The organism is Mesorhizobium sp. M6A.T.Cr.TU.016.01.1.1 (assembly GCF_003952585.1).
In the GTDB taxonomy this organism is placed as follows: Bacteria; Pseudomonadota; Alphaproteobacteria; order Rhizobiales; family Rhizobiaceae; genus Mesorhizobium; species Mesorhizobium mediterraneum.
On sequence record NZ_CP034452.1, the window covers coordinates 6,664,469 to 6,687,913 of the forward strand.

Annotated in this window: 29 protein-coding genes; 9 read left to right on the top strand and 20 right to left on the bottom strand. The window is 62.7% G+C overall.

The window, feature by feature from the left end; translation table 11 throughout:
• Positions 1 to 30 precede the first annotated feature (30 nt).
• A complete protein-coding gene (locus EJ075_RS32360) occupies positions 31 to 543 on the bottom strand; it encodes a DinB family protein (protein WP_126107101.1) in 513 nt (170 codons plus the stop codon).
• A gap of 171 nt (positions 544 to 714) precedes the next feature.
• Between EJ075_RS32360 and EJ075_RS32365 the strand changes: the two genes are divergently transcribed.
• From EJ075_RS32365 to ndk, 3 genes are all read left to right on the top strand, one after another.
• On the top strand, positions 715 to 1,407 hold the full coding sequence (locus EJ075_RS32365; protein WP_126107102.1) for a glutathione S-transferase family protein: 693 nt from the start codon (positions 715 to 717) through the stop codon (positions 1,405 to 1,407).
• Between the two features lie 132 nt (positions 1,408 to 1,539).
• Positions 1,540 to 2,175 carry a 5,6-dimethylbenzimidazole synthase gene (bluB, locus tag EJ075_RS32370; RefSeq protein WP_095483229.1) on the top strand — a complete coding sequence of 212 codons (636 nt, stop codon included), beginning with the start codon at positions 1,540 to 1,542 and terminating at the stop codon, positions 2,173 to 2,175.
• 102 nt (positions 2,176 to 2,277) lie between these two features.
• A complete protein-coding gene (gene ndk / locus EJ075_RS32375) occupies positions 2,278 to 2,700 on the top strand; it encodes a nucleoside-diphosphate kinase (RefSeq protein WP_126107103.1) in 423 nt (140 codons plus the stop codon).
• Positions 2,701 to 2,846: 146 nt separating this feature from the next.
• Here ndk and EJ075_RS32380 read toward each other — a convergent pair whose 3' ends face one another.
• Entirely contained in the window at positions 2,847 to 3,608 is a 762-nt protein-coding gene (locus EJ075_RS32380) for a YbaY family lipoprotein (protein ID WP_126107104.1), read from the bottom strand.
• A gap of 283 nt (positions 3,609 to 3,891) precedes the next feature.
• On the opposite strand from EJ075_RS32380, the gene EJ075_RS32385 reads away from it, so the two are divergent.
• The 4 genes from EJ075_RS32385 to EJ075_RS32400 are packed head-to-tail and all read left to right on the top strand — an operon-like array spanning position 3,892 to position 6,459.
• A complete protein-coding gene (locus EJ075_RS32385) occupies positions 3,892 to 4,215 on the top strand; it encodes a DUF2282 domain-containing protein (protein WP_095483227.1) in 324 nt (107 codons plus the stop codon).
• A gap of 33 nt (positions 4,216 to 4,248) precedes the next feature.
• On the top strand, positions 4,249 to 5,172 hold the full coding sequence (locus EJ075_RS32390) for a DUF692 domain-containing protein (RefSeq protein WP_126107105.1): 924 nt from the start codon (positions 4,249 to 4,251) through the stop codon (positions 5,170 to 5,172).
• Positions 5,159 to 5,959 carry a DNA-binding domain-containing protein gene (locus tag EJ075_RS32395; protein WP_126107106.1) on the top strand — a complete coding sequence of 267 codons (801 nt, stop codon included), beginning with the start codon at positions 5,159 to 5,161 and terminating at the stop codon, positions 5,957 to 5,959. The genes EJ075_RS32390 and EJ075_RS32395 overlap by 14 nt, the downstream gene beginning before the upstream one ends.
• Positions 5,960 to 5,961: 2 nt before the next feature.
• Positions 5,962 to 6,459: a DoxX family protein gene (locus EJ075_RS32400; RefSeq protein ID WP_095483224.1), complete on the top strand. Its 498-nt coding sequence runs from the start codon at positions 5,962 to 5,964 to the stop codon at positions 6,457 to 6,459.
• 34 nt (positions 6,460 to 6,493) lie between these two features.
• Here the strand turns inward: EJ075_RS32400 and EJ075_RS32405 are convergent, their stop codons facing one another.
• From EJ075_RS32405 to EJ075_RS32425, 5 genes are all read right to left on the bottom strand, one after another.
• Positions 6,494 to 6,982, bottom strand: coding sequence for a molybdenum cofactor biosynthesis protein MoaE (locus tag EJ075_RS32405; protein ID WP_095483223.1), 489 nt, complete (start codon positions 6,980 to 6,982; stop codon positions 6,494 to 6,496).
• 1 nt (position 6,983) lies between these two features.
• A complete protein-coding gene (gene moaD / locus EJ075_RS32410) occupies positions 6,984 to 7,241 on the bottom strand; it encodes a molybdopterin converting factor subunit 1 (RefSeq protein WP_126107107.1) in 258 nt (85 codons plus the stop codon).
• A 1-nt stretch (position 7,242) separates the two neighbouring features.
• On the bottom strand, positions 7,243 to 7,839 hold the full coding sequence (gene pgsA / locus EJ075_RS32415; RefSeq protein WP_126107108.1) for a CDP-diacylglycerol--glycerol-3-phosphate 3-phosphatidyltransferase: 597 nt from the start codon (positions 7,837 to 7,839) through the stop codon (positions 7,243 to 7,245).
• A gap of 97 nt (positions 7,840 to 7,936) precedes the next feature.
• Positions 7,937 to 10,027 carry an excinuclease ABC subunit UvrC gene (uvrC, locus tag EJ075_RS32420; RefSeq protein WP_126107109.1) on the bottom strand — a complete coding sequence of 697 codons (2,091 nt, stop codon included), beginning with the start codon at positions 10,025 to 10,027 and terminating at the stop codon, positions 7,937 to 7,939.
• A complete protein-coding gene (locus EJ075_RS32425) occupies positions 10,024 to 10,800 on the bottom strand; it encodes an SDR family oxidoreductase (RefSeq protein ID WP_126107110.1) in 777 nt (258 codons plus the stop codon). The genes uvrC and EJ075_RS32425 overlap by 4 nt, the downstream gene beginning before the upstream one ends.
• A gap of 406 nt (positions 10,801 to 11,206) precedes the next feature.
• Between EJ075_RS32425 and EJ075_RS32430 the strand changes: the two genes are divergently transcribed.
• Complete coding sequence (locus tag EJ075_RS32430; protein ID WP_126107111.1) at positions 11,207 to 11,857, top strand: outer membrane protein; 651 nt, start codon at positions 11,207 to 11,209, stop codon at positions 11,855 to 11,857.
• 96 nt (positions 11,858 to 11,953) lie between these two features.
• On the opposite strand, the gene EJ075_RS32435 is transcribed toward EJ075_RS32430, so the two are convergent.
• The 4 genes from EJ075_RS32435 to EJ075_RS32450 form a co-directional block, all read right to left on the bottom strand.
• On the bottom strand, positions 11,954 to 12,565 hold the full coding sequence (locus EJ075_RS32435) for a Pr6Pr family membrane protein (protein WP_206437523.1): 612 nt from the start codon (positions 12,563 to 12,565) through the stop codon (positions 11,954 to 11,956).
• 25 nt (positions 12,566 to 12,590) lie between these two features.
• Positions 12,591 to 13,187 carry a glutathione S-transferase gene (locus EJ075_RS32440; RefSeq protein ID WP_095483306.1) on the bottom strand — a complete coding sequence of 199 codons (597 nt, stop codon included), beginning with the start codon at positions 13,185 to 13,187 and terminating at the stop codon, positions 12,591 to 12,593.
• Positions 13,188 to 13,522: 335 nt separating this feature from the next.
• A complete protein-coding gene (locus EJ075_RS32445) occupies positions 13,523 to 14,002 on the bottom strand; it encodes a histone (RefSeq protein ID WP_126107112.1) in 480 nt (159 codons plus the stop codon).
• A gap of 116 nt (positions 14,003 to 14,118) precedes the next feature.
• A complete protein-coding gene (locus tag EJ075_RS32450) occupies positions 14,119 to 14,304 on the bottom strand; it encodes a hypothetical protein (protein ID WP_126107113.1) in 186 nt (61 codons plus the stop codon).
• A gap of 261 nt (positions 14,305 to 14,565) precedes the next feature.
• Here EJ075_RS32450 and EJ075_RS32455 point away from each other — a divergent pair, with 261 nt between their 5' ends.
• On the top strand, positions 14,566 to 14,907 hold the full coding sequence (locus EJ075_RS32455) for a transcriptional regulator (protein WP_164547242.1): 342 nt from the start codon (positions 14,566 to 14,568) through the stop codon (positions 14,905 to 14,907).
• Here EJ075_RS32455 and EJ075_RS32460 read toward each other — a convergent pair.
• The 9 genes from EJ075_RS32460 to EJ075_RS32500 form a co-directional block, all read right to left on the bottom strand.
• Positions 14,877 to 15,329: a hypothetical protein gene (locus EJ075_RS32460; protein WP_126107114.1), complete on the bottom strand. Its 453-nt coding sequence runs from the start codon at positions 15,327 to 15,329 to the stop codon at positions 14,877 to 14,879. The two genes, EJ075_RS32455 and EJ075_RS32460, sit on opposite strands and share 31 nt — an antisense overlap.
• Before the next feature lie 132 nt (positions 15,330 to 15,461).
• On the bottom strand, positions 15,462 to 16,307 hold the full coding sequence (locus EJ075_RS32465; RefSeq protein WP_126107115.1) for a 23S rRNA (adenine(2030)-N(6))-methyltransferase RlmJ: 846 nt from the start codon (positions 16,305 to 16,307) through the stop codon (positions 15,462 to 15,464).
• A gap of 3 nt (positions 16,308 to 16,310) precedes the next feature.
• Complete coding sequence (locus tag EJ075_RS32470) at positions 16,311 to 16,925, bottom strand: hypothetical protein (RefSeq protein WP_126107116.1); 615 nt, start codon at positions 16,923 to 16,925, stop codon at positions 16,311 to 16,313.
• Positions 16,926 to 17,185: 260 nt separating this feature from the next.
• A complete protein-coding gene (gene ugpC / locus EJ075_RS32475) occupies positions 17,186 to 18,286 on the bottom strand; it encodes a sn-glycerol-3-phosphate ABC transporter ATP-binding protein UgpC (protein WP_126107117.1) in 1,101 nt (366 codons plus the stop codon).
• A gap of 10 nt (positions 18,287 to 18,296) precedes the next feature.
• Positions 18,297 to 19,130 carry a carbohydrate ABC transporter permease gene (locus tag EJ075_RS32480; protein ID WP_126107118.1) on the bottom strand — a complete coding sequence of 278 codons (834 nt, stop codon included), beginning with the start codon at positions 19,128 to 19,130 and terminating at the stop codon, positions 18,297 to 18,299.
• A gap of 19 nt (positions 19,131 to 19,149) precedes the next feature.
• Positions 19,150 to 20,085 (bottom strand): sugar ABC transporter permease, encoded by a 936-nt coding sequence (locus tag EJ075_RS32485; RefSeq protein WP_126107119.1) that lies wholly within the window; start codon positions 20,083 to 20,085, stop codon positions 19,150 to 19,152.
• 104 nt (positions 20,086 to 20,189) lie between these two features.
• Positions 20,190 to 21,449, bottom strand: a complete 1,260-nt coding sequence (locus EJ075_RS32490) for a sugar ABC transporter substrate-binding protein (RefSeq protein WP_126107120.1) — start codon at positions 21,447 to 21,449, stop codon at positions 20,190 to 20,192.
• A gap of 27 nt (positions 21,450 to 21,476) precedes the next feature.
• On the bottom strand, positions 21,477 to 22,652 hold the full coding sequence (locus EJ075_RS32495) for a PLP-dependent transferase (RefSeq protein WP_126107121.1): 1,176 nt from the start codon (positions 22,650 to 22,652) through the stop codon (positions 21,477 to 21,479).
• The gene (locus tag EJ075_RS32500) at positions 22,649 to 23,380 is read right to left on the bottom strand and encodes a FadR/GntR family transcriptional regulator (RefSeq protein ID WP_126107122.1); all 732 of its coding nucleotides are present in this window, start codon (positions 23,378 to 23,380) and stop codon (positions 22,649 to 22,651) included. The genes EJ075_RS32495 and EJ075_RS32500 overlap by 4 nt, the downstream gene beginning before the upstream one ends.
• Between the last annotated feature and the right edge of the window lie 65 nt (positions 23,381 to 23,445).

The window sequence follows — 23,445 nt, forward strand, 5'->3', positions numbered from 1 at the left end:
ATCGATCATGATCGATCCGGATGATCCCAATCAGGCGTAGGCGCGCCCCTCGTCGCTACGCTGGAACAGCGTCAGGTCGAGTGACACCGAACGCCGGCCCAGAACGGTTAGGATCGTGTGCGCCTGGCCGCGGTGATGGGTCTGGTGGTTGAAGAAATGATCGAGCGCCGGCGCCAATCTCTGCGACACGGTGCGCATGTCAGAGACGGTCATGTAGGAGAAGCGGCCGGACAAAGCCTTGTCGCTCAACGCCCCGACCCAGTCGATGATCCTCTTGTCTTCGGCCTCGCGCGCCAGCCGCAAGCCCGGCAAGGCGCGGTGCAGGATCGTGTCGAGCCTGGCCGGCGCGTCGCCCTCGCCGGTAAACCGCCTCATCCAGATGCGGTCGGCGGTCAGAACATGGTTGAGCGTGCCCATTATCGAGCCGAAGAAAGCACCGACATTGCGGTGGAATTCTTCGTCGTCGAGATCGGCCGCGGCATCGTAGATGCGGCTATTGGCCCACTGATTGTAGGCCGCAAACATCATGAAGTGCTGTCTCATCTTTTTCTCCCGACCCGCAAGACCCCGTTCCGGGTGCCTACCGCATCGGCCCAAAAATCGGTACCGTTTTTCGGAAAAAACACGATGCGTAGATTCAAAAACGCTAGAGCATACTTTGTGCATCCACGTGGACGCACCTCGTTCTAGTAGACCGCAAGGAAGCCGCCGCCAATGACCATTCTGCTCTATGACCTCGTCGGACGCGATGCTGCCCGTCCGTTCAGCCCGCATTGCTGGAAGGCGGCGATGGCGCTCGCCCACAAAGGGCTCGACGTCTCAACCGTGCCGACACGCTTTCTCGAAGTGCCCACTGTCGAAGGCGGCGTTTCAAAGCTCGTTCCGGTGATCCGCGACGGCCAGAAGGTGGTCGCCGATTCCTTCGCCATCGCGCTCTATCTCGACGAGGCCTATCCTGAGCGGCCGACATTGTTTTCCGGCGACGGCGGCAAGGCGATGGCGCGGTTCATCGAACGCTGGTCGCAACTGACCATCCACCCCTATGTCACCACTGCGGCGATCATGGACCTCCACGCCATGCAGGACGAGGCGAACGCCGCCTATTTCCGCCAGAGCCGCGAGCAGCGCTTCGGCAAGAGGCTGGAAGAGGTGATGGCGGCGCGAGACACCGGCCTAGACGCCTTCCGCGCCTCGCTGGAGCCGTTGCGCTCGACGCTCAGCTATCAGCCGTTCATCGGCGGCCAATCACCGCTGTTTGCCGACTACATCGTCTTCGGCGCGCTGCAATGGGCGCGCATCGCCTCGCCCTACCGGTTGCTCGACGGCAGCGATGCGGTGGCGCAGTGGTTAGAGCGCTGCCTCGATCTGCATGACGGCCTCGGCCGCAAGGTGGCGGCGGCTGTATAGGGCAATAGGGCAGTAGGTATGCGCGTCGCCGTGACTTCCTTACTACCTTACTGCCCTACTGCCTTACTGCCCTATTGCCCTATTGCCCTACTCCCCTACTCCCCTACTCCCTCCCAAAGGCAACACGACACCATGACGTCAGGCCCGCAATTCCCGGAAGATTTTCGCGCCCAGCTGGTCGACCTCTTCCGGTGGCGGCGGGACGTCAGGCGATTCAAGCCAACGCCGCTTCCCGAAGGCGCGCTGGAGCGGCTGCTTGATGTTGCCAGCATTGCGCCCTCGGTCGGGCTGAGCCAGCCCTGGCGTTTCGTCATGGTCGAGAGTGCGGAATGCCGTGCCGCCGTCAGGGCCTGCTTTGAGCACTGCAATGCGGAGGCGCTCGCATTGTTCGGCGGCGAACGCGCCGCGCTCTATGCGCGCCTGAAGCTCGCCGGGCTGAACGAGGCGCCTTGTCAATTCGCGGTTTTCGCCGATCGCGCGACAGAACAGGGGCATGGCCTCGGCCGCCTGACCATGCCCGCGACCATCGAGTATTCGGCGGTGATGGCGATCCATACCTTTTGGCTGGCGGCGCGCGCCGAAGGAATAGGCATGGGATGGGTCTCGATCCTCGATCCGGCCGAGATGGCGACGATCCTCGACGCGCCGCCCGAGTGGACGCTGATCGGCTACTTCTGCGTCGGCTACCCCTGCGAGAACCACAGCGTGCCGGAGCTGGAACGGGAGGGCTGGGAGGTCCGGCGCGCTTCGACCATCATAACGCGCTGACTGAGCACCTCCCCTGTCGAGCACCTCCCCTTGGCAACAAGCCGGGCGGCTTGTATAGAGCCCGCCACCCTCAATTCCATTCTCCATCACAAGGACGACCCCATGGCGCTCGAACGCACATTTTCCATGATCAAGCCGGACGCGACCCGGCGCAATCTCACCGGCGCCATCACCCAGATGCTCGAAGAAGCCGGCCTAAGCGTCGTCGCCTCGCGCCGGGTGTGGATGAGCCGCCGCGAGGCGGAAGGTTTTTATGCCGTCCACAAGGAGCGGCCGTTCTTCGGCGAGCTGGTCGAGTCCATGTCGTCGGGCCCGACCGTCGTGCAGGTGCTGGAAGGCGAGAACGCCATTGCCAAAAACCGCGACGTGATGGGCGCCACCAACCCGGCCAACGCCGCCGAAGGCACCATCCGCAAGGTGCACGCGCTGTCGATCGGCGAGAATTCGGTACACGGCTCCGACGCGCCGGAAACCGCCGCGCAGGAAATCAAATACTGGTTCTCGGACACCGAGATCGTCGGCTGAGCTGATAGTCCAGATCAACATGTCATATGAAAAAAGGCCAGCGCAATGCTGGCCTTTTTTCGTTGCGGCGATCCAGCACCGGAGGCAGGGGCCGACACCTCCAACTGCGCATGATGCTCAAAAACCGAAACCGGTTTTTTGAGCGATCAGGTCGCGGCATTGAAGCGCAGGATGACGCGATCGTCCTTGTCGACGATGATGAGCTTACCGGCGTCGACGTGATATGATGCCGCCTTGGCCAGCGCCTCGAACAGCGCCTTTTCCTCGGCCATGACGTCGGACGCGCAGGCCTTAAAGGTCGAACCGATGTCACTGATGGCGATGGTCGAACCATCGACTTTTGCGGTGGCGAAGTAGACGTTGCAAGGGCCGCTGCCGCCGGCCTTGCCGGCCTCGTCGATCCTGAACGTCGCCTGCGGCTCGGCGATCACACCAATGCCGTCGATATATTCGATCAGCCAGCTCTGCCCGAATACCGGGGCCGATGCCGGTTTTTCGCTCACCATCTTCAGCATGATGGTCTGCGGCGCGTTGCTCAGCGGATCGACCTGGTGACGCGTATCGGAGATGAACAACAGCCTGTCGTCGACGGTGATGCGCGCCTGCAGCGCATAGGTCATGCCAGGCCGGATCACCTGGGGATCAAAGCTGATCTCGAACTTGATCGGCACCTGGCCGGCCGGCGCGACCTTATGCTCGCCGATGACAGTGGCTGGCGCATCGGCCAGCGAGACATCGGCAAGCTGCACGGAAAGCACGGCATTGGGCGGCAACGCGATGCGCTCGCGATACATCACCTCGCCCTTCAGGGTCTTCTCGGCAGCAACGGACAACTCAGGCACCACCAGTATACAAACGACCAACGGCATGACACCGAAGATGAAGAACTCGGCGATCCTGCCCAGCATGATCCTGCTCCCCATAGCGCACCAAACTGGTCGGAAGGTCTCGCAGGATTGCGGTGGTTCCGTGGCGCCCACACGGACTATTCGCACGACGGTGCGTTCCGGCGGCTTGCGTCCTTGTCGTCGGCCTCTTTTGGCGTGACAGGCAAAATTTTGCTCAAGCCAGCCCCCTCGCGATCACGAAGTCGTGTTCCCCAATAGATGTAACACAGCGAGCCTCGGGACCGAACTGACCAATGCGCGCTTGAGGAACGGCGCGCTCAACAACCCAACCGGAGGTGAAATCATGTCAACAAGATCAACCGTGAGCGCGGCATTTCTGGCCGGCGCCGTTGCCACGGCTCTTGCTTCTTTTGCGACAGCCGCGCCGCTGTCCGAGGCAGAGGTCAAGGCAGCGATGGATGCCGGCAAAGAGAAGTGCTTTGGCGTCGCCCTGAAGGGGCAGAACGACTGCGCAGCAGGACCTGGCACGACCTGCCAAGGCACCTCGACTGTCGATTACCAGGGCAACGCCTGGAAGTTTGTCGATGGCGGCACCTGCACGACGATGGACCTGCCCGGCGACCGCAAGGGCTCGCCCACGGAGCTGACCCGCGACATCCCGTCCTAAGCAATGCAACCTGCCCGGAAAGCGGAGACGAAGATGTACGGTCTGGCCATTCACCCAACGTCGCGCATGTCGAAAACCTCGCGCTTTCCGGCGCACCGGGTCGCCGGCCTTGCCGGCACCAGTTTCAAGCATGAACATCTACCCGCGATCCTCGGCGACGACCCAAAAGACGGTTTCTTCGAGGTCCACGCCGAAAACTACATGGGCGCCGGCGGCCCGCCGCACGATGCGCTGACCAAGATCCGCCGCGACTATCCCGTTTCACTGCACGGGGTGTGCATGTCGATTGGCGGACCGCGGCCGCTCGACAAAGCCCATCTCGGTCGTTTCAAGGCGCTCGTCGACCGCTATGAGCCGGCGCTCGTTTCCGAGCATCTCGCCTGGTCGACCCACGACACCACCTATTACAACGACCTGCTTCCCCTGCCCTATACGCCGGCAACGGTTTTGCGCGTGGCGGATCACATCGACGAAGTGCAGGAGGCGATCGGCCGCCCGATCCTGCTCGAGAACCCCTCGACCTACGTCCTTTTTCCGGAAGCGACGATGAGCGAGACGGATTTCATCCGCGAGCTGGTGCGGCGTACCGGTTGCGGCTTGCTGCTCGACATCAACAACGTCTTCGTTTCGGCCACCAATCACGGCTACTCAGCGCTTTCCTACCTCGCGGATTTCCCGCTCGATCATGTCGGCGAAATCCATCTGGCCGGGCACGCCGAGCGGGAGGATGACGAGGGCGATCTGCTGCTCATCGACAGCCATGACGGCCCGGTCGCCGACGCGGTCTGGACGCTTTTCGATATCGTTATCGGCCGATGCGGGCCGCTGCCGACGCTGATCGAATGGGACAGCGACATTCCCGAGTGGCCGGTGCTCAAGGCGGAAGCCGTCGCCGCCCAAGCGATCCTCGACCGTCATGCCGACAGCTTGTTCGGAAAAGCTCATGCCGCAGGATGAGCTCCAATCGGGCGATCTCGGCCGCCGGTTCGACTATGCCGCGGCATTCACCGCCGGTTTGCTCGATCCTGACCGTGCCCCGCCTGGCGCTGTCTCGGGGCCGAACGGCAAAGCTGCGGTCAAGCGATATGCGGTCTACCGCAACAACGTCACGGTCAGTCTGATCGATGCGCTGGCCGCCAGCTTTCCGGCGACGATGCGCATCACCGGCCCGGACTTCTTTCGCGCGATGGCGCGCTTTCATGTCCGCGAAACGCCACCCACCTCGCCGCTTCTGTTCGAATACGGCCGCGACTTTCCCGATTTCATCGCGCGTTATGAATACGCGCAGTCGATGCCGTGGCTGGCCGATGTGGCGCGCCTGGAGCGGGCTTGGCTCGATGCCTATCATGCCGCTGACGCGGATCCGTTGGCTTCCGGAGCACTGGCGTCGATCCCGCCCGAGCGACTGGCCGATACCGTGTTCGTGCCGCACCCGGCAACGCGCGCCATATGCTCGCGCTATCCGGTCGTGACGATCTTTGCGACAAACCGGAGCGACGGTCCTGTCGGGCGGATCGAGGCGGGCGGCCCTGAAGATGCCCTGGTCACGCGGCCCGGCCTCGAAGTCTATGTTCGCCACCTGCCGCCCGGCGGCGCAGTTTTCTTGGATCGTCTCATGACGGGCGAGCCGCTCGGCGCGGCGGCCGCGGCGGCATTTGCGGAGCGTGCCGAATTCGATCTTTCCGCCAACATTGCCGGACTGCTGCAAGCGGGCGCCTTCACAGCGGCACACCAGGGAGGGTGACCATGACGAACCATGGGCAGAACGCCAGCACCGAGCCGCGAGGGATCGCCGCCCTCGTCGAGAGGGTGAATAGAGCCCTTCGCACGAGTGCCACACCGTCGCTGACGCAGCTCGTCCTGCGCTGCGCACTCGCCGTCCCGTTCTGGCGGTCGGGCATCAACAAATGGGACGGTGTTTTGCAGCTGAATGACGTCGCAGTGCTGCTTTTCAGCTCGGAACTCAAGCTGCATCTGCCCGGCGGCCCTTACGATTTCCCCGCACCTGGGCTGGTGGCGTTCGTCTCAGGATCGGCGGAAATCCTGCTGCCAATTCTTCTTGTCCTCGGCCTGGCGACACGACTGGCGGCATTCGGCCTGCTGCTGATGACGCTGGTCATACAGCTCACCGTGCCGGACGGCTGGCCGCTGCACATCACCTGGGCGGCGATGGCGCTTGGCATCATGGCGTGGGGACCCGGCCGGATTGCGCTCGATCACTGGATCGGCGCCGACAAGGGCTGATGGGCTTCCACGCCTCTCGCGGTGACGCGAAGCATCAATTTCGTTTCGGCACGGCCTGCTTCCAGCGGCTTGCGGCCTCGTCGTCGGCCTCCTTGGCTTCGACCCAGCCGCCTTGCGAGCCGTCGGTGTGGTGTTCCTTCTTCCAGAACGGCGCGCGCGATTTCAGGTAATCCATCAGGAAATTCGCCGCCTCGAACGCCGCCTGCCGGTGCGCGGAGGCTGCGACCACCAGCACGATGTTTTCGCCCGGCGCGATCCTGCCATGGCGATGGATGGCGGTGAGGCCCTGCAGCGGCCACCGGGCGACCGCCTCGGCGGCGATGCGGCCGATCTCGGCCTCGGCCATGCCGGGATAGTGCTCGAGCTCGAGTGCCGCGAGCCTGCCCGCCTCATCGCGGCAGAGACCCGAGAAAGTCACCACGGCGCCGATGTCGGCGCGGCCTTGCGTCATCTTGATGATCTCGGCGGCGACATCGAAATCCTCCGCCTGGATACGCACCGTCGGCACGACCGCGCCAGGCATTTCAGCCACCCGTCATCGGCGGGAACAGCGCGATCTCGCGCGCGCCTGATATCTTCTCGCGGTGCTCGACATGTTCCTGGTTGATGGCGACGCGGATCACATCAGGATATTGCAGCGCGTTCTCGTACTCCTCGCCGCGCGATTTCAGCCAGCGCAGCAGGTCGGCCACGGTCTCGATGCCGGCGGGCAATTCGACATCCTCTTCCGGCTTGCCGATCCGCTCGCGCACCCAGGCGAAATAAATGAGCTTCGTCGACATCCTACTCGTCCATGATGTGCTTGAGGCCGGCGCGGAAATAGTCGTAGCCGGTATAAAGCGTGACCAAGGCGGCGATCCACAACAGCACCAGCCCGGTCTGCGTGGTCAGCGGGAAGATCTTGTCGCCGGCAGGTCCCGCCAGCAGGAAGGCGATGGCGACCATCTGGATGGCGGTCTTCCACTTTGCCAGCTGCGTCACCGGCACCGAGACCTTCAGCGCCGCCAGATATTCGCGCAGGCCCGAGACCAGGATCTCGCGGCATAGGATAATAATCGCCGCCCACAGCGACCAGCCGGCGATGCCGGCATGGCTATCGGTGTCGGCCGCCAGCAGCAGCAGGCAAGTGGCGACCAGCAATTTGTCGGCGATCGGATCGAGCATCTTGCCGATATTCGAGGTCTGCTGCCAGGCGCGCGCCAGATAGCCGTCTAGATAGTCGGTGATCGAGGCCAGCAGGAAAATGATCAGCGCCGACCAGCGGGCGAAGTCGCTCGACTTCAGATGCCCTTCGAGAAAAAAACACAGCACAACCAGCGGCACCGCAAGGATGCGGGCGTAGGTGAGCATGTTGGGCAGGTTGAATGCGCGCTGGGCCATATTTTTGGGAACTCTTTCTGCCTGCGTACTCAAATCAGAAGCGAATGTGGGGGGTCAACAGGCGATAGTCGATGGACCAACCGAAAATAGCAATCCATCAACTCTCGTGAAAATGGTTGTAGACCAGCTTCGCCACCTGCTCGGATATACCATCGACCTTGACCAAATCCTCGATCGCGGCGCGGCTAACCGCCTTAGCAGTGCCGAAATGCATGAGCAGCGCACGCTTGCGGCCGGGACCGATGCCGCTGATCTCATCGAGCGGGCTCTTGACCATCTCCTTCTTGCGGCGGGCGCGGTGCGAGCCGATGGCGAAGCGGTGGACCTCGTCGCGCAGCCGCTGGACGAAGTAGAGCACCGGATCGCGCACAGGGAGCGAAAACGAATCCCTGCCCCTGACGAAGAAGCGTTCGCGGCCGGCGTCACGGTCCTGTCCCTTGGCGATGCCGATTGCCACGACACGGTCCTCGATGCCGAGATCGGCGAGCACTTTTCGCACCGCCGTCATCTGGCCCTGGCCGCCGTCGATGAGGATGACGTCGGGCCAGGCCGGGAAACCGCCGGTGTCCTCGATGTCGTCCTCCTGTTCACTCGGGGCGGCGTCGTCCGCCGGCAGTTCGCTCTGCGGCACATCGCCATGTTCCTTCAGCAGCCGCGAAAAGCGCCGCTCCATCACCTCGCGCATCATGCCGAAATCGTCTCCCGGCGTGATCTCGGTCGAGCGGATGTTGAATTTCCGGTACTGGTTCTTGACGAAGCCTTCCGGCCCGGCGACGACCATGGCGCCGACGGCGTTGGTGCCCATGATGTGCGAGTTGTCGTAGACCTCGATGCGCGCCGGCGGCTTTTTCAGGCCGAAGGTCTCGGCGAAGCCAGTGAGCAGCCGCCCTTGCGTCGAGGTTTCGGCCAGTCGGCGGCCGAGCGCCTCGCGGGCATTCTGCAGTGCGTTGTCAGTCAAATCCTTCTTCTCGCCGCGCTGCGGCACCGAGATCGCCACCTTGCGACCCGCGCGGGTGGAGAGAGCCTCCGCCAGCAATTCCTGGTCCTCGACACCATGCGACAACAGGATGGCGCGCGGCGTCGGCTTGTCGTCATAAAATTGCGCCAGGAACGAGCCCAGCACTTCCGATCCCTCCAGCGCCGGATCGGCCTTGGGGAAATAGGCGCGGTTGCCCCAGTTCTGGCCGGTGCGGAAGAAGAACACCTGGATGCAGACCTGGCCGCCTTCCTGGTGGATGGCGAAGACATCGGCCTCGTCGACGGTCTGCGGGTTGATGCCCTGGTGGCTCTGCACATGCGACAGCGCCGCCAGCCGGTCGCGATAGATGGCGGCCCTCTCGAAATCGAGATTTTCCGAGGCCTGCTGCATGGCGGCGGAGATATCGGTCTTCACCTTCTGGCTGCGGCCGGAGAGGAAGTCCTTCGCCTCGGCGACCAGCCTGGCATAGTCGCCATGCGAGATCTCGCCGGTGCACGGGCCGGCGCAGCGCTTGATCTGGAACAGCAGGCAAGGCCGGGTGCGGTTCTCGTAGAAGGAGTTGGTGCAGCTCCTGAGCAGGAAGGCGCGCTGCAGCGAATTGATGGTGCGGCCGACCGCGCCGGCCGAGGCGAAGGGGCCGAAATAGTCGCCCTTGCGCGAACGCGCGCCGCGATGCTTGTAGATGCCGGGCGAGACATGATCGCCGGTCAGCAGGATATAGGGGAACGACTTGTCGTCCCGCATCAGAACATTGAATCGCGGCCGCAAGCGCTTGATAAGGTTGGCTTCGAGCAGCAGCGCTTCGATCTCGGTGCGGGTTACGACGAATTCCATCGTCGACGTCTCGCGCACCATCCGGCCGATGCGGCTGGTGTGGAAACGGCCCTGCGCGTAATTGGTCACCCGCTTCTTCAGGCTGCGCGCCTTGCCGACATAGAGCACGTCGCCTGCGGCATTCATCATGCGGTAGACGCCGGGCGCGTTGGGCAGCCGTTTGACCAGCGTCTGGATGACTTCAGCGCCGACCATGCCGTCGGCATCGCCGGCATGCGGCGTCCAATCGATGGCGGTGAAGGCGACCTCGGGGCCACTGGGACCGGGAGCTGAAGACTCGACGATCTCCTCCGCCGCCTCGTCCTCGATGTCGATATCGGGGGGCAGTTCGTCGGCGGCGCTGCCTCGTTTGTGTTTCTGGTCCATGGGACTCATTCGACAATGCCTGTCACATCCGGCGTCTGCCATGCAAGGTGCTGGCCGCCGTCGAGCGCTATCATCTGGCCGGTGACCGAGCGCGCGCCCCAGAGATAGCGGATGGTGGCGCCGAATTCAGGCAATTCCGGGCCGCGCTTCAGAATCAGGCCGTCGACCTGAGCGGCAAAATCGCTGTCGTCCTGGCGTGCGCTCTTCAGCGTCGGGCCGGGGCCGATGGCGTTGACGCGAATACGAGGTCCCAGCGCCTGCGCCATCATCTGCGTCTGCGTCCACAATGTCGATTTCGACAGCGCATAGGAGAAATAGCGTGGCGTCGGGCGCCAGACGCGCTGGTCGATCATATTGACGATCAGCCCTTCCTGGCCTTCCGGCAGCGCGCGGGCGAACTTTTGCGCCAAAAGTGCCGGCGCCTTCACATGGATGGCGAAGTGACGGTCCCAGGCAAGCCAGTCGAAGTCCTGAACCGTATCGTCCACGAACAGCGAGGCATTGTTGACCAGCAGTGTAACAGGTCCGAGCGCGGCTTCGGCGCGGCCGACCAGGTCGCCGACCGCGGCCATATCGGTCAGGTCGGCGGCGACCACAGCGGCGCGGCCATCCTGGCCAAAATGGCCGCCATTGATCCGCGCGGCCAGCGCTTCCGCCTCGGCCCGCGAGCGGTTGCAATGGATGGCGACGGCAAAACCGTTCGCGGCAAGATCCTCGACGATAGCCTTGCCGATCCGCTTGCCCCCGCCCGTCACCAGTGCCGTTCCAGCGGCCTTGCTCATCCTGTCAATCCTCAATGGCCTCGATTTCAGCCCGACGGCGAAATATGGCCGGCCAAGCGTTAAATGCCGTTCGTACCTTGGGCAGCATTGTGGCAAAGCGGCCGGATCGGTCTTTCGCAACTGGCCGGGACTTGGCCGCCAGACCGCAATATAGGGTGCTGGACTCCTTGCTCCAAGCCGTGTTCAGCGCAGCATTGCAAAGCCTCCTGACACCATCTGTTGCGCAGATGCAACGTCAAAGTTCGGCCTCATTCGTGCCCGGTAATGACCCAAGTTCAGGTTCGCTTCAGCCGTATTTCGACACGACATTCGGAACCGTTGAGCGCCAGATCCGTTTATCCCCCCGGCGGGTTGAGGGCGCTCGTGAAAAGCAAGCCTGTGCCTGTGGCTTAAGGAGTAAAGAACAATGCAAGCCAATCTTAAATTTGCGCGACCGCTGGCGGTGGCGTTCGGGCTTTTCGCCCTCGGCGGAACCGCCTATGCTGCTGACGTGATCTCGGAAGAGCCGCCGGCACCCGCCCCGATCGCCGAACTTCCCGTCGCGTCCTGGGCTGGTCCCTATGCCGGTGTGAGCGTCGGCTACGGCTTCAGCGGCCATGCCGATGCCACGGATGTCGGCGTCGACGTCGGCACCGATGGATTCGTCGGCGGCGTCTTCGGCGGCTATCAGTGGCAGCAGGAGAACTTCGTGTACGGTGCTGAAGCCGATATCGGCTATAGCGGCATCGAGGGCGACGATGCTGGCATCGAGGCTAAAGGCGGCTTCGAAGGCTCGCTGCGCGCCCGCCTCGGCTACGCCGTCACCCCGGAGATCCTGCTCTACGGCACCGCCGGCGGCGCGCTGAAGAACCAGGAGATCGAAGCCGGTGGCGTCAGCGACGAAAACACCATGCTCGGCTGGACGGCCGGCGTCGGCACCGACATCAAGATCACCGACAATGTGTTCGGCCGTGTCGAGTATCGCTACACCGACTTCGGCGACAAGGACTTTGACGGTGTTGGCAAGGTCAAGTCCAGCGACAACCGCGTCACCTTCGGCGTCGGTATGAAGTTCTAAGTCGTCCAAGCCACGACACGAAAAAGCCGGGCCTCGTGCCCGGCTTTTTTTGTGCCCGGCGCCTGCCTGTCGGCACAGCCATGCGTGATCTCAAGTTCAGCGTCGAGCCAGCACCCTGTCGACCAGAACCAGGGCTTCGGCTGCTGCGACAAAACCGAGAGCGATCACGACGGCATTTGACATCGCCCCGACCCAGCCATTCGCGGACACATCTATGAACGGGTAAGCGTATTTCCCTTCAGCGGCGCCACGAGCCAGGGCATAGGCTAGATACACCAGGGGATAGAGCGCCCAGAGAAGCGGATCGCGCCACGAGAGCGTCCCCTTTCGCGTGAACAGCAGCCAGAACAATACGACAAGAACAGGGTTGAGCTGATGGAGCAGAAAGTTTGCTTCAGCGGTGGCGCCAGCCAAGGTGCGCAGCCCTTGGAGCAGCAACGCGAAAATCACGCCGACCAAGGCCATGACGGCGGCAACCCCCGCCACCAACCGTGGGTGATCGAAACGCTCCCCGAGGAATGCGGCGGCTCCGAATACGACGGCGACCAGACCGTTGGTCAGGATCGTGAAATATCCAATCAACACCCATAGCGAGCCGAATATCGAGGCGCCACCATTCATCAAGGTGCTGAGTTCAAGGCCAATGCCAGTACAAGCGGACAGACAAATGATCAGGGCAAGTAAACGACAGATCAAATCGCCACCCATCGGTCGGCAGCCCCGCTTCAGGCACTCACCCCGGAACGCAGGGTTTCAGCTCCGGGAACTTCTCGTCGAAACGCGCTGCCCAGCGGACCAGCCGGCTGCGGCCCTTTTCCCATTTTCCGGCAAAGCGCAGTGAGAGATAGCCAAGGCAGGCGCGCAGCGCCATCTGGCCGGCGGTGATCTTCTTGGGCAGCTTTGGCGGATTGGCGTTGAGCAGATCGAGCGCACCGGTTATTTTCGCCCACTGGCGGTCGAGCCAGGGTTGGTACACCATGTCTTCGGGGCGCGTGCGCCGCTCATAGACCATTGACAGCGCGCAGTCGCAGATGCCATCGGCCAGCGCCTCAAGCACTTCCGCCTCAAGGCGCTTGTCGGGATTGCGCGGAAACAGCGCGTTCTTCGACACGCGATTGAGATGCTGGGTAATGGCGCGGCTGTCGTGAATCGAACGACCGTCGTCGAGCACCAGCGTTGGAATCTTGCCGAGCGGGTTGGCGCCGATCAGCTCAGCCGGCTTGTCTTCGGTTTTTACCGGCACGAGATCGACGGCAATGCCGGCATAAAGCGCGGCCATGCGCACCTTTGAACTGTAGGGGGACGTGGCAGCGTAGAGCAGTCTGGGCATGATCGGGTTCCTGTTTGCCAGCGGGCACTGTTGACCGATCAGCTTCCGCCGATCAACGGCCAAAAGCGGGAAAACCAGCCGCCAGCAAGCAGCAGTTGTCTCAACATCGATCTAGACGCGATAAGCAGAGCAGACGTGAGCAGATCTGTCCTTCCGGGCGCAAGGAAATGCCCCACCGGACTTCGCCGTAGGGCGAAGTCCTGGGAGCTGCGAAAAGCTGTCTTCCCTCCGCCTCTGTCTGCTCGCCCGAGCACCGAACCAGCGAGCGGGGCGCCTGTCCGGCACCCGCCCTCAACTGTCCTCAGTACTGCCCTCCGCGTGCGAAGAAAGGCGATTTACTTCTTGGCCTTCGCCTTCGCAGGCGCCGCCTTCGGCTTGGCCGCAGGCGCTGCTTTCTTCACGGCTGCGGAAGACTTCGCTGCCGCCGCTTTCTTTGCGGGCGCAGCCTTCTTGGCCGGTGCAGTCTTGGCAGGTGCAGCTTTTTTCACTGCCGGCTTTGCCGCGGCCTTTGCAGCTGGCTTCTTGGCCGGAGCTGCTTTTGCCTTGGCCGGCGCAGCCTTGGCCTTGGCAGGTGCCGCTTTGGCCTTGGCAGGCGCTGCTTTCTTCACTGCCGGTTTTGCCGCGGCTTTCGCGGCCGGCTTCTTGGCCGGCGCTGCTTTTGCCTTGGCCGCGGCGGCCTTCGGCTTGGCAGCAGGTGCCGCTTTCTTCACAGCGGTTGCGACTTTCGCCGCCGCTGCTTTTGCCGGTGCTTTCTTTGCTGGTGACTTCTTTGCCGGTGACTTGGATGCCGGCGCTTTGGATGACTGTTTAGCCATGTCATGCCCCTTCCGTTGTGCCGACGGCCATTAGTGACCCGGCGTGCAATGCATATCTGACTCGCGGCTTGCTAGCCAGCGAAGCATCAGCATGAATTTTGCAGTTTAAGTTTTGGTTACAGGCGACACAAGCTCGTGCTGATTTCACAAAATGCCGCTGCTGCTCTTCGACCTTTGCCGAGGGTTTGCGACAGACATTCTGCCCGCTTTACCGGAACCAATCCCGCTACGAAACGCTGAAGGTTAGCAAGCGTTTTTGCTCGTTGATCATCGACCGGCAAAACCATGATGCGCTGCTTCATTGATCTCGTCGTCTTGTGCAAACGGACGGTCTACACAAGCGACAAAAGCAAAGCGCGATCCGTTCTGCGCCATGAGCTTGCCTGATCTCTATGTGGGCAACGGCCTTCGCTTGCATCGTTCCTTTTTGCTAGGATTGACAGATTACTCCATCTCACAGAGTATTCTGCAGTACGCGGGAGCAGCGCAATGTCATTCGCGCAAGATCGAGTAGCGCTGGCCGAGATCAGTGAGACTGAACGCCGGACACCACAGCAGGCCCGATGATGGCTGCCGACGAAATCATCCACCAGAGCGTGCGGCTCAGGATCATGGCGACGCTGAATTCTCTGGAAAGGCGCGAAGCGCTGGAATTCACCCGATTGAAGGCCATCGTCGATGCGACTGACGGCAATCTCGGCGCGCATATCGAAACGCTTGCCAAGGCGGGATATATCGATGTCGAAAAGCTGTTCGTCGGACGCCGGCCGCAAACGCGCGTCAGGGCGACGTCAATCGGACGACGCGCCTTTCGCGGTCACGTCGCCTTCCTTCGCAAAATTCTCGATGAGGCGGAGCAGCCAGTTAAACGCGTTCAGCGCAGGACGCGGCAGCGACCGTTGTAGACCATCCAGCGGTCGAAGCCCGAGACGCAGAATTCGACGTTGTCGCCGATCGAGGCAAAGCCCTGCCCTTCCTCGATCAGATACCAGATGGTGCGGGCGTGGCCGTCGGAGAGGCTGACGGTGGCGCCGCAATAACGGCGGCCGATCGGCCAGGTGTCATTGGCCGGGAAATAGCGGTGCTGGTGGATGCGCTGGAAATCGGTGATCTCCACATCGGGCAGATTCGGCACGTGGTGCACCTGGTAGGAGAAGCGGCTGGTGATCTTGTTCAGCACCCAGGCCTCGCCGCAAACGCCGCCGTCTTCGTCAGTATAGACGGCAAGGTCGGCCGCTTTTGCTGCCTGAGTGACAGCGAGGGATGTGCCGAGCGGCGTGCAAAGGGCGATCAGTGCGGCAAGGGCGGATTGGGCGAAGCGAGTCATGGCAGCCTCTTATGGTCGGTTTGCGCGCACTGTGCGGATTCGCTTGCGCGCGGTCAAGCGGTTGTAGAGACGATGGTTTCTTAGTTTGAAATTGCCTTCAACCGAGGCAGGCGCGCGAACACCTCTGCCGCCCTATGCCGCCAGCCATTCCAGCGTCCAGTGCGCCGGCTGTTCGACCACGAGAAGCCTATGTAGCGCCGGCAGCAGCGTGCGCAATTCACCTTCCAGCGTGAACGGCGGGTTGACCACCACCATGCCGCTGCCGTCGAGGCTGGGCTCGGCCGATGGCGGCCTGATCTCGAAGCCGATGTCGAGCAGCTTCGGAATGCCCGACTGCACCAGCGCCTTCCGGAAGGCGGCGACCGCCTTGCGATCCTTAACCGGGTACCACAGCGCATAGATCGCGCCCGGCCAGCGCTTGTGCGCTTTCTGCAGCCCGTCGACCAGACGGGCGAATTCGCCCTCCTCCTCGAACGGCGGATCGACCAACACGAGGCCGCGCTTTTCCTTCGGCGGCAGATGCGCGCCGAGCGCCAGCCAGCCGTCGAGCTCGATCACCCGGGTCTGGAAATCGCCTTGGAACAGCGCTCTCAGCTTCGCGGCATCCTGGCGATGCAATTCGATCGCCGACAGCCGGTCCTGCTTGCGCATGAGATGCCGCGCGATCATCGGCGAGCCCGGATATTTTTTCACGCCGCCTTCGGGATTGAGCGAACGGACGGCTTCCAGATAAGGCGCCAGGAGTGCTGCCGCCGGCGCATCCAATGCGGCATCGACCAGCCGGCCGATGCCGCCTTGCCATTCGCCGGTCTTTTGCGCTTCGGTCGACGACAGGTCGTAGCGGCCGATGCCGGCATGGGTGTCGATGACGCGAAACGCCTTGTCCTTCTGTTTCAGATATTCGACGAGCCGGCTCAGCACGACATGCTTGACGACATCGGCGAAGTTTCCGGCGTGATAGGCGTGGCGATAATTCACGAGCTAATTCGAGCCCCTGCCCCAGCGCGGCGGTGGCGGCTGCGAATTCGGATTTTGCGGCCGGCCGCCGCCGAAACGCAGCGCCAACAGCAATCCGATCAGGCCGGCCGCCATCAGCGAAAACCCGACCGGCCGCGCCCGGCTGTCGATCTCGCCGACGCCGGAGCGCAGCAAGAGGTCCACCGCCCGCATCTCGATGCCCTCGGCATCGCCGGGGCCAACGGTGAAGATGTAGGGGCCGGGGCTGACCGTCGCGATCAGGCCTGCCTCATCGCGGAAGACCTTGTCCGGCAGTTGCGGGCTGACCTGGCGCGGATTCTCCGAATGGGTGAACTGCAGCGTCGAGGCGAGCACCGTTCTGCCGCCGGTGGCGGCGGTCAGCGTCAGCACCGTGCGCTGTTGCGAGACGACGATGCGTTCGGTCCTGGCGGTGAGATCGACCAGCACCCGCACCGGCGCGTCGCGAGCGGCCAGCGGCACCGTCACCGGCTTGAACCGGCCCTGTTCGTAGACCCGCCAGGTGCCGATCTCATGGCCGGAGAAATTGGTCATCGCCCAGGGATAGACGACGCCGATGCCGGTGCCGGCGAGCAGGATCAGAAGAAACAGAAAGCGCATGCGCTCAACTACCTAGCCCTCTTGTTGTTTGACCATGATCTTATCCGAAAACCGGTTCCCACTTTTTGCTTCGCTGACATTCGGTTCGGGATCATGGTCTAGCGCCGTCGCGGGCGCGTTCCATCTCGTCCAGGACCCATGTCGAGGCCGAGATCGAATGTCGTATCGAATTCGGCGGTGCCAAGATAGACAATAGCATCGGCCTCAAGGGTGGGAACCGGTTTGGGAAAATTCGAATGATCTGGAAACCGAACGGAGGATCAGCTCTTCCTCTTCTGGAGGTCCGATTCCAATGCGCGCTTTCCAGTCCCATCGAACAAATGCAAATGTTGCGGCGGGAAAGCGACCGTCACCGTCGGACCGGCTGTAAGCGCAGCCCGATCGAGCGTGAAGACATTGAACGGCAGGCTATGCAGGCCAAGGTGCAGAATGATGCCGAAGCCGGTCGGCTCGATCAGGTCGACCGTCGCCCTCAGGCTGCTCTCCGAGGCCGGCGACATCTCGACATGCTCCGGCCGGATGCCGAGCGTCACCGCCGCGCCTTCCTCGAGTTGATAGGCTGACGACAGCGCAATCAGCGTTCCATCAGGCAGTCGTGCGCCGGCCGTGCTCCCAGTGACCTCGTAGCGTGCCGACAGAAAATTCATGGCCGGCGATCCGATGAAGCCGGCGACGAAAAGGTTGGCCGGGCGGTCGTAAAGCTCCAGCGGGCTGCCAACCTGCTGCACCACGCCCTCATGCATGGCGACGATCCGGTCGGCCAGTGTCATCGCCTCGATCTGGTCGTGGGTGACATAGATCGAGGTCGCGCCGAGATCGCGGTGCAGCTTCTTGATCTCTGCCCGCATCTGCTCACGCAAGCGCGCGTCGAGATTGGACAGCGGCTCGTCGAACAGGAATGCCTTGGGCTGTCGCACGATCGCGCGTCCCATCGCCACGCGCTGGCGCTGACCGCCCGACAGTGCCTTCGGCCGCCGCGCAAGCAGCGGCTGCAGCTCAAGCTTCCTGGCCGCATTGCTGACAGCAGCTGTGATCTTCTCGCGGGCGGCCTTCCGGATCCGCAGGCCGTAGCTCATGTTCTCGGCAACGTTCATGTGCGGGTAGAGCGCGTAGGACTGAAACACCATAGCGATGTCGCGGTCCTTAGGTGCCCGCTCATTGACGCGCACGCCGTCGATCCGGATCTCGCCTTCGGTCACCTCCTCGAGCCCGGCGATCATCCGCAGCAGCGTGCTCTTGCCGCAGCCAGACGGACCCACGAGCACCACGAACTCGCCGTTCTTTATCGCCAGATCGACGCCGTGCAGCACGGAGACGATGCCGAAATTCTTGCGAACGTTGCGGATGTCGATCGATGCCATGAAACCTCACTCAGCCCTTGACCGCGCCGGCCGTCAGGCCCTGGACCAGATAGCGCTGGATGAACAGGAAGAAGAGGCAGGCCGGGATCAGCGCCAGCACGCCGGCCGCCATCATCTGCCCGAAATCGACCGAAAACTTCGACACGAAGGTGAGCAGACCGACCGGAAACGTGGCGGCGCTGTTGCCCGAAATCAGCATCAGCGCGAACAGCAGCTCGCTCCACGCGGCGGTGAACACAAAGCCCAGCGTCGCGGCAATGCCCGGCAGCGTCAGCGGCAGGACGATCTGGCGAAATGCCATGAACTGCGTGGCGCCATCGATCTTGGCCGCCTCCTCCAACTCCTTGGGAATGCCGTCGAAGAACGACTGCATCAGGAATGTCGCGAAGGGAATGTTGAAGGCGGTATAGACGACGACCAGTCCGGTCAGGCTGTTGGTCAGCCCGAGCGGCGAGAGCATCTTGAAGATCGGCGCGACCAGCATCACCAATGGAAACATCTGGGTGAGCAGCATCAGTGCTACCAGCCAGTATTTGCCGCGAAAGGTGAAGCGCGACAGCGCATAGCCAGAGAGGGACGCGAGCAGCGTCACGATCACGGCCGTCGAGCCGGCAACGATCATGCTGTTCCTGAAGAAGATCGGGAATGCGCTGTGGGCCAGCACGAAGCGGAAATGTTCAAAGCTCATCCGCGACGGCCACATCCGCACGCCCTCCGAATAGAGCAGGTCGTTCGGCGTGACCGATACTTTCAACAGCCAGAACAGCGGGAACAGCGCAAAGACCACGTAGCAGAGGATCGCCAGGCGGTGCAGCGCGGTGCCGAAGATCGAATACCTGTTCATCTGGTCATCCCCCGATCCATCAGCCCCGATCCATCAGGATCTGCCGCAGCATGACGATCAGCATCGAATAGGCGAGCAGCAGGACGAGCAGCACCAGCGCGATGGCCGAGGCGTAGCCGAAATCAAGCGCCCTGAAAGCCTGCGTGAAGATGTAGCTCGCGACGATCTGCGTGCGGTCGGCCGGCCCGCCGCTGGTCATCACGATGATCAGGTCGGCGAAGTTCGAGATCCAGACGGTGCGCAACAGCACGGTGATCGCAATGGTCGGCGCAAGGAACGGCAAGGTGATCGACGTGAACCGCCTGACGGCGCCGGCGCCGTCGATCGCCGCCGCTTCGTAGAGGTCGCGCGGGATGGCCTGGAGCGCGGCCAGCAGCGTGATGGCGAAGAAGGGAATGCCCCACCAGACGTTGGCAATGATTGGTCCCCACATGGCAAGCTGCGGATTTGAAAGGATGTTGGCTGGCTCACTCATGAGGCCGAGGGCATAAAGCCAATGCGGCAGCGGTCCGATGACGGGATTGAACAGCCACGCCCAATTGAGCCCGGTCAGGAAGGTCGGCACCGCCCAGGGCAGGAACACCAGCGCCTGCGCGATGGCGCGGCCGGCAAACGGCCGGTCGAGCAACAGCGCCAGGATCAGGCCGAACACGAATTGCAGCAAGACGGATGCGCCGGTCCACCACAGCGTGTTGCGCAGCGCCCGGTAGAAATTGTCGTCGTCATAAAGGGTGCGAAAATGATCGAGCCCGACATAGCCGCCAGAGAAGGGATTGAGCAAGTGCACGTCGCGGAAGGCGTAGGACAGGCCAAGCACCAGCGGTGCCAGCATGATGGTGACGATCAGAATCAGCGCCGGGGAGGTGTAAAGATATGGCTCGGCGTGGCGCGTGATCCGGTCGACCAGCGACCGGCGGCGCGATTCCGGAAGCCCGGCAGTGGCGTCAAAAACCATCAGCTAACGCTTTCGTTCCAATTCGCCATCCTTCCAATCGACCATGGACGAGACCTATTCGGAGCCGCCCGCGATAAGCGGCTCCGAAGCTCGCGGTCCGCCGTTTATTTCTTGGCCAGGAACTTCTGCTGCGCCTTGGTCAGATAGTCGGCCCACTGATTGGCCATTTCCTCGGGCGTGATGTCGCCGAGCAGGGCCTGTTGACTGGTCTTGATGACCATCGAGTCCTTGAAGAAGGCGAACTCCTCGAGGTAGGTGGGCATGACCGTCGGCACCGCATCTTTGTCCTCGAGTTCGGCGAACCAGCCCTTGAACTGCTCGCTCGCGTAGAACGGATCCTTTTCGGCCGACTTGTGGACCGGCAGCGCTCCGGTGCGCTTGTTCCACTCGACATTGCCCTCGGGCCCTTCGAGCGTTTCGATCAGCTTCCAGGAGAGGTCCTTGTTCTGGCTGGCCGCCATCATCGACCAACCGGCGTAGCCGATGGTCGGAAACGTCTTGCCGGACGGCCCCTTCGGCATGGTCATGACGCCGTAGTCTTCCGGCTTCATCCGCTCGGCGATTGCGATCAGCGCGTCTGGATCCTGATCGAGCATGGCACAGGTGCCGGTGTAGAAACCGGCGACGATTTCGTTGAAGCCCCAGTTGACGCTGTCCTTCGGTGCCAATCCCTTCTTGTAGAGGTCGACGACCCAGGTCAGCCCCTTGACCCAGCCTTCGCTGTTCATCGTCGAGGTGCCGTCTTCATTGAAGAATTTGTTGGAGCCGGCCATGGTTGCGCCGAACATCATCCAGCCGTTGAGACCACCCGGCCCGCCGCGCAGGCAGTAGCCATATTTGCCCGGAAGCTTGGAGACTTTCTCCGACGCCGCCACGAACTCGTCCATCGTCTTGGGCGGCTCGGCGACACCAGCCTCCTGGAACAGCTTCTTGTTGTAGAACATCGCCCGGAGATAGAAACCATAGGGCAGCATGTAGGCGGTGTTGTTCACGTCGCGGCCGAGCTCTAGCGCGCGATCGGTGAGGTCTGAGGTGTGCTCCCATTTGGCAAGATAGGGTTCTAGGCTTTCGAGAAGGCCGTTGTTGGCATAGAGCGAGAGCCACGTGTCCGGCATCTCCATGACGTCGGGAATTTCACCGGCGGACACCATGGTCGCGAATTTCTGGAACGCCTCGCCCCAGGGTAGCGAGATGACCTCGACCTTTGTGCCCGGGTTGGCAGCCTCGAATTTGGAGACGATCGATTTCAGGGTTTCGGTGCGCTCGGGGCTGGTGATCACCTCCACGAGCTTCAGCGTCGTGTCGGCGAGTGCAGCACCCGACATCAGCACGGTGGCGAATGCCGCGATAAGAAGCTTCTTCATTTTCCGTTCCCTTCTTGTCTGGTTGCTTCAGGTCTTTTCTTCGGAAGCGGCTGTGATCGCCGTTTCCAGGTCACTCCACAGCGCCTCGGTTCCCTCGAGGCCGACATGGAGACGCACGGACCGCGGATGGACGCCGAACGCCATCGCGGAATTGGGTTGGGCCTTCTGCTGCAGCACGACCTCGCCGGGCACGATGAGGCTTTCGTGGCCGCCCCAGGACACGCCCAGTTTGAACAGCTTGAGGCGGTCGGCAAACGTCCGGATGTCGATGCCGTCGCGGAAGACAAATGAGAACAGGCCCGACGTGCCGGTGAGCCCGGCGGGAAGCAGGTTGGCCAACCCCGGATGGCAGACCTTCTCGACGATCGGATGATCCTGCAGGCGCCGTGCGATTTCGAGGCCGGAGGCCTGATGCGCGCGCATCCGGATCGGCAGTGTGCGCAAGCCGCGGATCAAGAGCCAGGCGTCGAATGGCGACAGCTTGCCGCCGAGATATGGGTAGGCTTCGCCGCGGATGCGGCCAATCAAGTCCTTCGAGCCCGCGACCACGCCGGCCACGACATCGCTGTGGCCGCCCAGATATTTGGACGCGGAGTGGACCACGACGTCGACGCCGAGCGACAGCGGCCGCTGGAAGACCGGGCTGGCCCAGCTGTTGTCGATGATGGTCGGGATGCCACGGGACTTCGCCAGCGCAGCGAGCGCAGCGATGTCATGCGTTTCCATGACCCAGCTGGTCGGGCTTTCCATATAGAACAGCTTGGCGCCAGGCAGGACGCTTGCGACGGCAGCTTCGTCGCGCCCGTCGACATAGGTCACCTCGATGCGCATGCGCGCGAGCAGCGTCCCGAACAGCCGGAACGCGTCCGGGTAGATGTGCCTGACCGCGACGATGCGGTCGCCCGGCTCGACGAAGCTCAGGACTGCCGACGAGATGGCGGACATTCCGCTTGCAAAACCGATAGCGTCCTCGGCGCCTTCCAGTTTTGCGAGCATTTCCTCGAACATGCGCACGGTCGGGTTCAGCCCGCGCGTGTAGGTCGGTCGCACTTTTTCGCCGCGGTATGTCTCGAGCATCTCGTCATAGTTCGGGAAGGTGAAGAGCGAGGTCTGCACGATCGGCGGCACGACGGCATCGAAGGCGTTGCCCTCGTCATGCGCGGCGATCAGCGATGCCTCGTCGAAAAAATCGGGACCGTTCATTTCGACATTTCCTCGATATCCTCTTCCACGATCTCGAGGATCTTCAGCGTTTTTCCGCGCGCCAGCTCCGCGTCCTTGGCGACGATGGCATCGAACAGCTCGCGGTGATGCGGGAACGATCGCCGCGCGAAATCCTGGCGATCGAAAGGGTGGTCCCAGAAGCGCTCGAACGCTTCGCGCATCTGCCCCAGGAGCTGCCGGAAAAGCGGGTTGTGCGTGGCGTCGTAGACGGCCAGGTGAAAGGCCAAATCTTCCGGACCCGACGTGCCGGTGGCAAGATGGACGCGCTCCATCTCGATGAGCTTTTCCTCGATCGTCCGCAGATCGTCGGTTGTGCGCCGCCGCGCCGCGATCATGCTCGCCTCGGCCTCGATGCCGCGGCGCACCTCAAGGGTGTGCAAGAGGCCGTCGCGCAGCTCTGCCGTATTGAGCGACAGCGGCAAATGGATCGTGCCGGCGGATATCGGCTTGAGCAGATAGGTGCCGCTGCCTTTGCGGGTCTCGGTGACGCCGAGCGCTTCGAAACGCCCCATCGCCTCGCGTATCGTCGAACGTCCGACGGAAAGCGCGGCCATCAATTCGCGCTCGGTCGGAAGCCGGTCACCGCTCTTCAGCGCGGCGCGCTCGACATAGTCAGCCAGCGCTTCCATGACCTGCTTGCCGCGATCCAGCGGTGGGAGCGTGGCGATTGCCACACGCGTGGCCCCGGGCAGTTCGCCGCGCGCCATGGCCACCTACATCCAAAATTGGTCTGACATCTTAGCAGTTTTGCGCGCGGTCATCCTTTCGTCAA